The sequence below is a fragment of the Candidatus Kaistella beijingensis genome, from assembly GCF_020084865.1.
Lineage (GTDB): Bacteria > Bacteroidota > Bacteroidia > Flavobacteriales > Weeksellaceae > Kaistella > Kaistella beijingensis.
On record NZ_CP071953.1, the window covers coordinates 503,554 to 515,524 of the forward strand.

An 11,971-nucleotide genomic window follows, 5' to 3' on the forward strand; every position below is an offset into this window, starting at 1 on the left:
ATTTTTCATTTTTGAAAAGCCATGAAATTTCTCAACCAAATCATTTCCGAACTTTTGAATCAGAACAAAGATCTGTCTGAATACAATCTTGTGCTGCCGGGCAAAAGACCGGTTGTTTTCATCAAACAGATTTTAAAAGAAAAACAATATTCCGGCTTTCTTCCGAACTTTTTTACCATAGAAGATTTGATTAAAGAAATCTCTGAAAAACAATCTGTTCAAGGAATTTCATTATGGCTTTTTGCTTTTGAGATTTATCGTGAAATTCAGCCCAATGAAGATTTTTCTAACTTTTTAAAATGGTTCCCGACCTTGTTAAAAGATTGGGACGATATGTTGAAGTTTTCGCAAAGCGACAAAGCCGTTTTGGAATATATGTTCGATGAAGAACGCATCAAAAATTGGTCAGAAAATTTAGGCGAATCCGAAGAAACTCCACGAAAGAAGTTTCTGAATTTTTGGCAGAAAATGAATCTCTTTTTACCGGTTTTGAAGCAGAGACTCAATGAAAAAAATTGGGCAACTTCGGGAATGACCCATGAATTTGCACGAAATAAAATTGAAGATTTTGCTCAAAAAACCAACCAAAAATTTGTGTTTTGCGGTTTCAACGCATTTACTCCCGTTGAAGAAAAATTGGTAAGAAACCTTTTGCAATGGGACAAAGCCCAATGTTTTTTTCAAGCCGACGAATATTATATCAATGATGAAAAACAGGAAGCTGGAAAATTTTTGCGACAAATAAAAACTTGGAAGGAATTCAACGGGAGCAGAAATTTTCAATGGCTCGAAAATGATTTTTCAAAACAGAAGAATATCAAGGTTTACGAAGTTTCGGGAAACATCACCCAAACCAAAGTTCTACCTGAAATTTTTAAAGAAATCAGTGATGAAAACCTTTCAAACACTGCTGTTATTTTATTGGATGAAAATCTCCTTCCCGCAAGTTTGGATGCGATGAATTCGGTGAAACATCTGAATATCACGATGGGATTTCCCCTGAAAAATTTAGGTTTTAGTAACGCCATAAAACAACTTTTCTATCTTCAAAAACAGTTGGAGAAAAAGGATTCTTCGTATTACTACAACGACGTTTTATTAGTTTTAGAAGAACTTCCGAATGATGAAATTGATTTGGAAATCATCTCAAATTTCAAGTCAAAAATTGAGGAAAGAAATATTGTTTACATTTCGAAAAAGCAGTTTACCGAATTTCTATCTAACCTTTCTTATTTCAAACTTTTTGAAAAACCAAAGTCGGTTATTGAGTTTTTAGATTTATTGATTGCTTTTTGTTATCAGTTGAAATTCAGAAATTTGGATGATATTTTATATGAGAATATTTCCCATTTCGAGAAAAGTTTTAAAATCATTAAAAATCACATTCTTCCCTATACATTTGATATTAAAATGGAAACTTTGGAAGTCTTAATCAATCAATTGGTGAATTCGGAAACCATTGATTTTGAGGGAGAACCGCTTCAAGGTTTGCAAGTGATGGGACTTTTGGAAACTCGACTTTTAAACTTTGAAAACATCATTTTGCTTTCCGCAAACGAAGGGAAACTTCCGCTCGGAAATTCGCAAAATACCTACATTCCGTTTGATGTTCGACAACATTTTGGGTTGCATACTTTTTTAGAAAACGACAGCATTTATGCGTATCATTTTTATCGATTGATTCAGGATTCCAAGAATGTGCATCTGCTTTTCAACGCGTTGAGTTCGGGGGTGAATACAGGTGAACAAAGCCGTTTCATCACGCAACTAGAAATCGAGGATTCATATCATCAAATTGAAAAAGTGGTGATCGAAAATTCTTCAGACCCAATTCAGCAAGAGTTGATGCGGATTGAAAAAACGCCAAAAGTGTTGGAAAAATTAAACGATTGGAAAAGTAGAATTTCAGCGTCCCACCTTACTTCCTACATTTATAATCCTATTGATTTTTATTTAACTAAAATTTTAGGAACAAAAGAAACTTCTGAAATTGAGGAAGAACTTTCCCAAAGAAGTTATGGTAATTTGGTGCATTATGCATTACAGGAAATATATCAAAAATTTATTGGTAAAAAATTAACAATTAATGATTTACAATTTTCAGATGAAGCGATAAATGAAGTTATTAATAACGCTATTTTGAAGCTCAATCATCAAATTGAGTTTTATGAAAAAGGAATGAATTTCATCCACAAATCAATCGCAGAAAGGGTAGTGCGCAATGTTTTGGAATATGACCGTAAACTTGTGGAAGATGGCAATACTTTGGAAATTTTGAGTGTGGAAGGAAATTTTGAAAACGTAGATTTTTACGTGGATGAAGAAAAAACCGACAAAGTTTCTTTTTACGGCTTCATCGACCGAATCGACCGACTGAACGGAACTTTGCGAATCATCGATTATAAAACAGCAAAAACAAAAAATCTGTCACTTTCTGCACCAAAAAAAGAGCAGGATTTTGATAAGTTTGCCCAACTATTTTTCCGTGACGATTACAAACAGGCAATGCAGCTTTGCGTTTATGCTTACTCGGTTTTAAATCAAAAAAAATATCCCGACCATTTTGTGGAATGTGGAATTTGGAGTTTTGCGGAAGTGAATAAGGGCGTTCAAAATCTACAAATTTTCGGACAAAGTGAAATATCTAATAACTTGCTTGAAAATCCGATGAACTCTATAAAAAACGTCATTGAAGAAATCCTGAACCCCGAAATTGATTTTGTGGAAAATGTGAAGCAGAGTCGGTGATTTCTTGTGGGCGTGTAGGTGCGTGGATGAGTTGATGTGAAAATAAAAAACCTTGAAGTTCAAATTCTTCAAGGTTTTGTTTTGTCGATTTCAGAATCCTTCAAGGATTGGATTTTTTATCCAAACGCGTTAATTCCGGTGATGTCTAAACCTGTGATTAGAAGGTGAATGTCGTGGGTTCCTTCATAAGTAATCACCGATTCGAGATTTGCAGCGTGACGCATCATCGGAAATTCACCCATAATTCCCATTCCGCCGAGAATTTGTCGGGATTCTCTTGCGATGTCGATGGCCATTTTCACGTTGTTTCTTTTCGCCATGGAAATATGTGCAGGAGTTGCTCTATGATCGTTTTTTAAGTTTCCGAGTTGTAAACAAAGCAGTTGTGCTTTTGTGATCTCGGTTAAAAATTCAGCCAATTTTTTCTGCTGTAATTGGAACGAGGCGATTGGTTTTCCGAACTGTTTTCTTTCTTTCGCGTATTGAACTGCAGTGCAATAACAATCAATTGCAGCACCAATTACGCCCCAAGAAATTCCGTAACGTGCAGAATTTAAACAAGATAAAGGTCCTTTCAATCCAACCACATTGGGTAATAAATTTTCTTTCGGAACTTTCACGTTATTGAAAACCAATTCGCCCGTTTTGGATGCGCGAAGTGACCATTTATTGTGAGTTTCCGGCGTCGTAAATCCTTCAAAACTACGCTCCACAATCATTCCCTGAACTTTTCCCTCCTGATTTTTAGCCCAAACTACAGCGATATCGCAAAGTGGGGCGTTGGTAATCCACATTTTTGCACCGTTTAATAAATAATGGTCGCCTTTGTCCTCAAAATGAGTTTCCATGGAACTTGGGTCAGAACCGTGATTGGGTTCGGTTAAACCGAAAGCTCCAATCATTTCACCTGAAGCCAACTTTGGCAAATATTTTTTCTTCTGTTCTTCGGAACCGAATTCATTGATGGGGAACATCACCAAAGAACTTTGTACAGAAGCAGCGGAACGAACCGCAGAATCGCCTCTTTCCAATTCCTGCATGATGATTCCGTAAGAGATTTGATCTAATCCTGAACCGCCATATTCTTCCGGAATGTATGGACCAAGTGCGCCAATTTTCCCCAATTCCTTCATCAAGTTGGGAATATCGGTGTGATTTTGCGCTGCCCCGTCAATTTTCGGCATTACAAAACTTTCTACCCAATCTCTCACCGATTGCCGGATTAGCTTGTGTTCATCAGTTAAAAGTTCATCCATTAAATAGTAATCCGGAATGCTTGTAAGCGGGTAGTATGACATAATTTTTTGATTTGCCTAAAATTAAGATTTTTCAGAAAGATGTGGAAATTTTTTAATGAGAATTCAGTCCATTATCCAAAAATTTGTAGAGATATGGGGCTTTGTTAGCTGAACCGTCGAAAAATTTCTCTAAGCGCTCCAAAGAATTCAGCGCCAATATTTTTCTTTGAAAGTTATTTCGGCGGAATTTCTCATCAAGAACGGTTTCATACACCGTTTGCAGTTCCTTCATCGTAAATTTTTCTGGCAAAAGATTACTTGCAACTATTTGAGTATCAATATTTCTGCGAATATGTTCCAATCCCTTTTCAATGATTCGGTCATGATCAAATGCCATTTTGGGCAGGTTTTTTACTTCAAACCAATCGCACGTTTCATTGAAGGCATCAGGAAAAGTATCAACGATAGTAAAATTTATTAAACTGCAGTAACCCACCGTAATAAAACGTTGAAAAATCCAGTGATCTTTGGGAACTTCGATGCCTTTATTCTTCAATAATATTTGGTGTACATTGTTTTCAGTTCGGTTAATCCTTCCAAACGCATGGAATTGGTCAAGGAAAATATCTTCAAGATGGGTCCTTTCGTATAACACTCTGGCTGCAGCTTCGCGCAAATCTTCGTCATTAAAAACGAATCCACCGGGAAGCGACCATAAATCGAGATCGTGATATTTCAAAAGCAAGACCTTCAAAATGCCATCATGAAAACCAAAAATAACGCAGTCCACGGAGATGTGTTCTACAAAGTCTTTGGTGTCGATAAGTTCCTGTAAATTCTGCTTATTTTTCGAGTCGTCTATTTTCATATAACACAAATTTAAAGATTATTTTCTTTTTTTGAGACATAAGATTGAAAATAAAGAAAACTTAATATTAAAAGAATGGTAACTGCCACCGAAATGAAGAGCGAATAATAGGTTCCGTACTTCCATTGGAATACATAGGACATCATCACCGAACCAAATGAACTTCCTAAAGAGGAGAAAATTACAATCAAGGAAGTGAAAACATTAATATCACTTTTATTTACATTGGCGATCATCTTGGAACTGATAACAGGATAAAGCGGCGCGATAAACAAACCGATTAAAGGAAAAATAAATAAGGATAGTGATAAGTTATTGGTGACTAAAATTTGTGAAAAAACAAGCATCATCAAGATCATTAAAACACAAAAAATAAAATTCCTTTCTAGTTGAAACCGCTGAATAATATTTGCCGTAACTATTCTGCCTACATAAGAAAACAACGCTAGAAATGCCGATGCCTGCAATGCAAAAAACGAATTAACGTTGAGATGTTGCCTGTAAAACGAGGGAAGCCACGAATTGAAATTCTGCTCAATGAAGACATATGTGAAACAAAATGCGCAAAGAATTGCCACTTCAAGCAATCGAGATTTTCTTTTGTCAACGACTTTCATGAATGAAAACGGACAAATGGTAAATGTCATTATGAACGAAAGCGACAACGACACCGATGCACACTCTATACAAACCGTTCTATTATAATTAAATTTTTACATGCAAAGAGAAGAGCATCCGGTTTTGGATGCTCTTTTTTTCTTTTAGTCAATCACTATTTTTTTTCATTCGCAGCTTTAGGTTCGGCGGTATTGCTAGAAACTTCAAACTTTTTTTCAAAATTTTTACAATCGGCGGCCTTCAAAACATGGCCACCTTCATATTTCAATTTTGAAGGATTTGCATAGGAATCTTTGTTGCCTTCCACTTTATGGTCGCCAATTCCCTCGATGAGGTTTCCACCTTTCTGTAAGAAGTAAATTTCACGGTCAGAAGTCATTCCTTCTGATTGGAATGTATAACTGAGTTTTAAAGTATCACCACTTTTGCTACCGATAACATCGCCAAACGAACTGTCTTTTTCAAAATTCTTGTAACGCAATTTTCCAGTAATGGTACCAAGATTGTCATCCAGGGAAATAAATACAGAATCTTTCCCGGTATTCGCCATGTAGCAGGTTTGAACAGTGGAGGATTCTACAGGTTCATTGGTTTCAGGAACTGTTACAGAATCGGGTGGAGTAGTAGAAGTGTTCACTGTTTCCGCAGATTTTTTCTCGCAACTTACTGCGAAAAGAACGATGAATGCTGATAAAATGAAATTTTTCATAGGAGAATTTAATATTTTTTTAGATGAATTTCTTGAAAATTATAAAAATAAGCTGAAATACTAAATTTGGCGCTTAAAATTAAGGAAAATTAGGATGACTTCAAATTTATACATTATGTTAAATTGTTATTTACAGATAACTTTGCTAGAGATGAAGCTTTTGGTGTAATCAATTTTCGAAGGATTGGCAAATGTGGTTGTAGAATCATTTAGTTTTAAAATTTCGCCAACGCCTTCATAAAGTTTGTTGTTTTTTTGTAAAAGATAAATATCGCTGTGGGAAATATTTCCTTCAGCGATTGTTCTGGCTTTCAATTTTAGGGTTTCGCCAGATTTGTACCACTAAACGTTCCAGCTGAGCCATCTGTTACTGCGCTTCGGAAATCTAAATCTCCGATAATATTTCTTTTAGAATCATTTATAGCTAATTTTACAGTATCTTGGCCGATCACAGAGCGATAGCAGGTTTTAGAATTTTCTAATTGCTGAGAGTCGGCTGTAGATTTTTTTTCGGAAAGTTGTTCAGAATTTTTCTTGCAGGCAATCATTGAAAATGCGATAATTGGGATAAAAACAAATTTTTCATCACAAATTTATTTTGAGATTAATAGTATGGAGTAAATAAATTATTCCAAACATAAACTCATTAGCACAATATGTTTTATTATGGCAATGTTGTATATTTAAACTACTGTAAATCAATAAACTAAATATTCCTATAATTTATAAATTGTAAAATACTACAAAACTCACTTTCAGGATTTTATACAAATTTAAACTGTTAATTTTCGTTGTGTTGAAATGTAAATTTTAACACAATTTTTTATGCTTTTTAAGATAAAATTAGCAGATTACAGTCATTACAAATATGACAAGAAGGAACCTTATGTTTTGCGATATGAATGGGTTCCAGATATTACCAAAGGGCTTGGAAATCAAATTATTCATCAAAGCAAATTTTCAAATTTTCGTAATGCTCAAAAAGTGGCGGATGACTTGTCCAAACTCCTGGCGGATGCTTATTTGTATTTAGATTTAGTTTTCACAAAATTGAAACAACTGGAAGTTTCAATAAAAATAACGGAAAAATATTTGCAATTAGATTTTAATGAGTTGGAGAAAGTTAGAATACAGCTTTTAAAAAATTCATTAAAGACAAAAAAAGCATACGAACATATTGAAGTATTTGATAATTATATTAATCTTCTTAAAAAGTTTTGTTTCAATATTTCACGTGATTATTATAGTATTGCAAACCAAATATTTCAGCAGCTTATAAGCTTTGAGGAGCATTTTATAAATCTTTATCGTTCGTCAAAAATTCTTTCCGAAAAAAACCAATTAAGACTTTTTGCATGATTACAAATTCCACTAAAAAGGAGTTGGAAAATGTAATTAAAACCGCTCTTTATAAAAGTACTGAAATACTTCCCCTCTCGGAAGTTGTTTGTTTTAATCTCACTTCGGAAACCACTCAATATTATTTTCAAATTATTTATCGTGGTTATAATTCCTATTCGGGTTATACGTATGTATTAAAGCCGCTTTTTAACTATGTTCATAAATATTTCTGATGAAAAGCAAAACCTATTTAAATAAAAATTTTCGGTTTGTTTTTACGCCAAAGGAAAAACAACAATATCATTCTTTAAGATTTTTAGTTGGTGCGGGTTCGCTGGTAAAATATATTGGCGTTCAAAACTCTATATCTGTTATTTCAGCGGCTTTAAATTCCAAAACAGATAAAACCATTTGCAGGTTTAGAAAGTGTGGTAAAATTGAAATTTACGTGAAATAACAAAAAAAAGAAGGGAAAATAAAATTTTCCCCTATGGACTTGCCTAAAGAATCGGACTAACCGAAAAAAAAAATTCATCAAAAAAAAATTATTGTGAGTATTCCATTTTTAAAAGTAAAAAAAAATTGTCTTGTTTGTTATTCTTTACCCGAAACGAAGCGGTATAATGAAAAATCAAAAGAAAATCTAAAACAATTTCAAACAATTGAAAATACGGAAAAATTAAAGGAATTAGTTGAGCTTCAAGAGAAAACAGAAATAGAGGATGTAAAAGAATTTACAAAATATTATCTTTTGAAATATGAGGAAGTAAAGAAAAAAAATTACAAAAGAAATTTTTCAGTTACTCAACGAAAAAAAATAGCTGATTCAACAAATACGTTTATTGACTGTATAAAACACAATTACAGAAAAAAACATGGTTTTAATCAACGAATGATAACGTTTTTAACGCTGACTATACCCGAAAAACAAAAACACACCGATAAGGTTTTAGTAAAAGCTTTGGTAGATTTTATTGACCATTTAAAGAAGGTCAAAAATACCCTAATCAAAGATAAAATTGATACCAAAGAGCAGTTATTAAAGCTAGAGAATTATGTTTGGCGTGCGGAAACTACAGAAGCTGGTAACATTCATTTTCACTTATTGTTCGATTGCTACGTTAATCATACCACTTTAAAACGAGTTTGGAATAATTATCTACAGAAGCTCGGCTATAAGGGCGGTGAAAATGCCGCAAATATCCACAATTTAAAAAATATAAAAGATGTTGGCGACTATGTTACTAAATACATGACCAAACAACCACTAAACGATGAATTTGCTAATTTATTAAAAAGCGGACAAATTAGTCATTCCGATTTAGATAATTACTCCGATGATGTGAAGTATCGTAGACCGATTTTATATACTTCGTGGGGTTCTTCTCGTTCATTAAAGACTTTGTCTGCGCCTACTTTTTCGGGAACTGAAATTTTTGATTTTAACGAATTAAAAGACAAGTGTCAAAAAGTAGAGTTAAAAGAAGATTTGAAAGACTATATAAAAATTTATAAAGGAAAAATTTATGATTTGTTAAATTCTTGTGGATATAAATTAAAGCATAAAATGAAGCAAAAATTTGATTTGATTTATCGTTGGTTATACGATAAAACAGATATTGAAAGGAATTTAATTAATGAGTTGTCTTGGTTATCTCGTCAATCTTTTGATAAACAAATTTTTGAACCGATACCCAGTAAAAAAAATCAAGAAAAATTAATAATTGGAACTTTATTTTAACAAAATATGAACACTATTTTAAAGAATAACAAAAAATTGACTACAAAAGATATTGCACAATTATCCATGTGCAGTTCGCGGACTGCTGATAGAATTAAAGCTGAGATAAAAAAAATAGTTCCAAAAAATCGAAAAAATAAAAGTGTAACTTTTCGTGATTATGTACGGTATTATTGCGAATAAAAAAAAAAAACCACGCCAATTTCTGCCAATGCAGAAATTTTGCTATTTAAATTTGTCACAATAAAATATTATAAAAATTATAAAAATTATGTCAGTAATTAGAAAACCAATTGACGGAGAAAATGGCTTGGTACAATTTGAAATTGCAGAAAATGCGCAAAGTATCGGTTTTATTATTGGTGGAATTCCAGATTCAGTAGACTGTAAAGTACGTGTTGAATTGATTAGTAAAAATAAAACTAATCAAACTTTGTATGATTTGAAAATGGAGGATTTGCGAAAAATTTTGTCTTTTGCATATCCAAAAATGGGAAATGTTTTGCCGTTTGCTATTGGTAAATCGCTTGTTCTTAATGATGATAACAAATTGTTGGTAACAATTTTATTTCCTGCTGAAACTATTGCAACAAGTTTTGCATATACTGTTAATACGTATGTGGAAATCACACAAAATCCAATGGTGATTAAAACTGTTAAAGTAGAAGAGGAGGCGGAAGTGTCAACTGAATTTTATCCTTTGATGTTGGTTAGTCAAGATGCAGAATCTTACGAAACGTTGGTGATGGTTAAAGACCAAGTTGGGGTGTTAATTCCGAACAAAGTGTTTTTTGGAAAAGATTTTATTGAAGCGAATATTCAGAATAATTCTGAATTTTTGCCTATGGTTACGCAAAGTAATCAGAAAGTAAAAATTGTAGGAAATTCAACTAATTATTTATTGTTAATCTAATGAGTTCGCCAATACAAAATAACTTCCTTTATGGATTGTTGGGAGGTATCGAGGGTACATTTACGCAACCTATTGGCGGAAGTTCTCAAAATTCATCAGGTATTGTTAATATCTTAAATGGTCTTAATTTGGGCGGTATTGGTGGTGGTTCTCCAACTTCATCGGGCTTGTCGGGTTTGTTATCTGCTGTCGGTGCTTCTTTGGGCCCTGTTGGTGTAGCTCTTGGCTTTGCTTCAAGTCTAATTCCGGGTTTAGATGGTTTTTTAAGCAATGGTATGGATTTTAGCTGTTTGGGAAGTCAGGCATATAATTCCAACGATTACAATAATCATTTAAATTCTGTAAAGGCTGAATTTCAAAAGTTTGATAAAACTACTTTGCAGGGTGCTGCGGATTGTGCTAATTATTTAGTGCGACAAATAAAAGAAGGTGAAATTGAGGTTGGTAGGTATCGTTCGGGCTGTTCCAAGAATTTAAGATTAAAAATGAATTCGGACTGCCAGTCAATTTTAGACGGTATTGATAAAACTAATTTTGAAACGTTTACGGAATCTTCTAAAACTTGGGATAATCAAGTATATTCATATACGGCATACAGACCTAAAGCAGGTGTAACGGCAACTCCTTTTTCAACTGAAATTACGCCCCAACAATATGAACAGGTTAAATTGCAAGTCCAAACTTATGCCGCTCAAAATGGTTTAGATTATAATGAAGCAATAAACCAAGTAGATTCGAAATTGTTTCCAAATGGTTTTCCAAATTGGCATATCAATGCGGGTTCAGATGGTTCGGGCGGTGTAGATTGGGAAGTTTCAGCAGGAAATAAAAAGCCTAATTATATCGGTTACGCTATTTTGGCTGCATGTGCTTTCTTTGGTTGGAAACTGTTAAAAAAGTAAAAAAAAAAAAAAATAAAGTAAAAATTAACAAAATAAAAAAAAAAGCAATGAAAGTAGTGCAAGAATTTTTGGAAAAACCAATTTTAACTGATTCAAGTGGAAAAACTTTGGTAAATTTTAGCCATGTAGCTGCGATGGCTGTTGGTTTGTTGGGTCTTTATATGATGATTCCAGAAAGAAAAAGAAGAAACCTTTTTAAATAATCGGTCATGGGCTACAATTTAACAAAAGAAGAATATAAAAAATTTAAAGAATTGGAATCAAAAATGTGTGGTTCAAATTCTTCAAATAATTGGAATAACAGTACAAATTCTTCGAGGTCAAAAGTTAAACATTCAGGCGCAAAGTTTACAAAATACATTAATTCAAATGGTGAGGAAAAGTATTTAACCACTGGTTGGAGATTGAACCGTAATAAGGAATTAATTTCAATTAAAGCTATAACTACAAAAAACACTTCCAAAGATACTGTTAATAAAGATGGTGAAGATAAGGGGTGGTTTGGTTCAATTGCTGTAACTTTTACTAATACTGTTACTGGTGAAGTTAATTTTCATTGGGGAACAATGGAAAGGAAAACTGGAAAAGTTGTAGTGGATTCAATGGCATTTGTTATGAATCCACGTGCAAAAAATGGCGGCTATGCAGGAACGTTTATTAATAAAAATAAGAAATAAAAAATGGGATTTTTAATAAATTTTTTGAAAAATACGCCAAAATATAAGGCTTGGTTGGGAGTTGCAATTTCTGTTTTGGCAATGGTTGAAGATGCTGTTGGTAAGATTAACGAAGATAAAAACTTGCCGAATATTAAATAAAATTTGTGTTTAGATTGAGTTGAAACCGCTAAAAATCCCGTAAGATTTAGGCGGTTTTTTATCTAAAAAAAAAAA

At 33.2% G+C, this 11,971-nt stretch carries 16 protein-coding genes; 10 read left to right on the top strand and 6 right to left on the bottom strand.

Features of this window, described 5'->3' with window-relative positions; all coding sequences use genetic code 11:
* The first annotated feature begins 21 nt into the window (after nt 1–21).
* Complete coding sequence (locus J4771_RS02315) at nt 22–2,748, top strand: PD-(D/E)XK nuclease family protein (RefSeq protein WP_224136018.1); 2,727 nt, start codon at nt 22–24, stop codon at nt 2,746–2,748.
* 116 nt (nt 2,749–2,864) lie between these two features.
* Here the strand turns inward: J4771_RS02315 and J4771_RS02320 are convergent, their stop codons facing one another.
* The 3 genes from J4771_RS02320 to J4771_RS02330 are packed head-to-tail and all read right to left on the bottom strand — an operon-like array spanning nt 2,865 to nt 5,471.
* Nucleotides 2,865–4,046 carry an acyl-CoA dehydrogenase family protein gene (locus J4771_RS02320; RefSeq protein ID WP_224136020.1) on the bottom strand — a complete coding sequence of 394 codons (1,182 nt, stop codon included), beginning with the start codon at nt 4,044–4,046 and terminating at the stop codon, nt 2,865–2,867.
* Between the two features lie 52 nt (nt 4,047–4,098).
* Nucleotides 4,099–4,854 carry an NUDIX hydrolase gene (locus J4771_RS02325; protein WP_224136022.1) on the bottom strand — a complete coding sequence of 252 codons (756 nt, stop codon included), beginning with the start codon at nt 4,852–4,854 and terminating at the stop codon, nt 4,099–4,101.
* An 11-nt stretch (nt 4,855–4,865) separates the two neighbouring features.
* Nucleotides 4,866–5,471 carry an MFS transporter gene (locus J4771_RS02330; protein WP_224136024.1) on the bottom strand — a complete coding sequence of 202 codons (606 nt, stop codon included), beginning with the start codon at nt 5,469–5,471 and terminating at the stop codon, nt 4,866–4,868.
* Between J4771_RS02330 and J4771_RS02335 the strand changes: the two genes are divergently transcribed.
* Nucleotides 5,392–5,559 carry a glycoside hydrolase family 30 beta sandwich domain-containing protein gene (locus tag J4771_RS02335; protein ID WP_224136025.1) on the top strand — a complete coding sequence of 56 codons (168 nt, stop codon included), beginning with the start codon at nt 5,392–5,394 and terminating at the stop codon, nt 5,557–5,559. The two genes, J4771_RS02330 and J4771_RS02335, sit on opposite strands and share 80 nt — an antisense overlap.
* A 67-nt stretch (nt 5,560–5,626) precedes the next feature.
* Here the strand turns inward: J4771_RS02335 and J4771_RS02340 are convergent, their stop codons facing one another.
* The 3 genes from J4771_RS02340 to J4771_RS02350 all read right to left on the bottom strand — a co-directional run bounded on the left by J4771_RS02340 (nt 5,627) and on the right by J4771_RS02350 (nt 6,729).
* Complete coding sequence (locus J4771_RS02340; protein WP_224136026.1) at nt 5,627–6,181, bottom strand: hypothetical protein; 555 nt, start codon at nt 6,179–6,181, stop codon at nt 5,627–5,629.
* A 126-nt stretch (nt 6,182–6,307) separates the two neighbouring features.
* On the bottom strand, nt 6,308–6,496 hold the full coding sequence (locus J4771_RS02345; RefSeq protein ID WP_224136027.1) for a hypothetical protein: 189 nt from the start codon (nt 6,494–6,496) through the stop codon (nt 6,308–6,310).
* A 2-nt stretch (nt 6,497–6,498) separates the two neighbouring features.
* The gene (locus J4771_RS02350) at nt 6,499–6,729 is read right to left on the bottom strand and encodes a hypothetical protein (RefSeq protein WP_224136028.1); all 231 of its coding nucleotides are present in this window, start codon (nt 6,727–6,729) and stop codon (nt 6,499–6,501) included.
* A gap of 277 nt (nt 6,730–7,006) precedes the next feature.
* Here J4771_RS02350 and J4771_RS02355 point away from each other — a divergent pair, with 277 nt between their 5' ends.
* The 8 genes from J4771_RS02355 (at nt 7,007) to J4771_RS02390 (ending at nt 11,896) form a co-directional block, all read left to right on the top strand.
* A complete protein-coding gene (locus J4771_RS02355) occupies nt 7,007–7,540 on the top strand; it encodes a hypothetical protein (RefSeq protein WP_224136029.1) in 534 nt (177 codons plus the stop codon).
* Nucleotides 7,537–7,755, top strand: a complete 219-nt coding sequence (locus tag J4771_RS02360; RefSeq protein WP_224136030.1) for a hypothetical protein — start codon at nt 7,537–7,539, stop codon at nt 7,753–7,755. Before J4771_RS02355 ends, J4771_RS02360 begins: the two co-directional genes overlap by 4 nt.
* 317 nt (nt 7,756–8,072) lie before the next feature.
* Nucleotides 8,073–9,263 carry a rolling circle replication-associated protein gene (locus tag J4771_RS02365; RefSeq protein ID WP_224136031.1) on the top strand — a complete coding sequence of 397 codons (1,191 nt, stop codon included), beginning with the start codon at nt 8,073–8,075 and terminating at the stop codon, nt 9,261–9,263.
* Nucleotides 9,264–9,534: 271 nt separating this feature from the next.
* Complete coding sequence (locus J4771_RS02370) at nt 9,535–10,176, top strand: hypothetical protein (RefSeq protein ID WP_224136033.1); 642 nt, start codon at nt 9,535–9,537, stop codon at nt 10,174–10,176.
* Nucleotides 10,176–11,078: a hypothetical protein gene (locus J4771_RS02375; protein ID WP_224136035.1), complete on the top strand. Its 903-nt coding sequence runs from the start codon at nt 10,176–10,178 to the stop codon at nt 11,076–11,078. Before J4771_RS02370 ends, J4771_RS02375 begins: the two co-directional genes overlap by 1 nt.
* Nucleotides 11,057–11,281: a hypothetical protein gene (locus J4771_RS02380; RefSeq protein WP_224136037.1), complete on the top strand. Its 225-nt coding sequence runs from the start codon at nt 11,057–11,059 to the stop codon at nt 11,279–11,281. The genes J4771_RS02375 and J4771_RS02380 overlap by 22 nt, the downstream gene beginning before the upstream one ends.
* Nucleotides 11,282–11,287: 6 nt before the next feature.
* Nucleotides 11,288–11,755 (top strand): hypothetical protein, encoded by a 468-nt coding sequence (locus tag J4771_RS02385; protein ID WP_224136039.1) that lies wholly within the window; start codon nt 11,288–11,290, stop codon nt 11,753–11,755.
* A 3-nt stretch (nt 11,756–11,758) separates the two neighbouring features.
* On the top strand, nt 11,759–11,896 hold the full coding sequence (locus J4771_RS02390; protein ID WP_224136041.1) for a hypothetical protein: 138 nt from the start codon (nt 11,759–11,761) through the stop codon (nt 11,894–11,896).
* Nucleotides 11,897–11,971 lie beyond the last annotated feature (75 nt).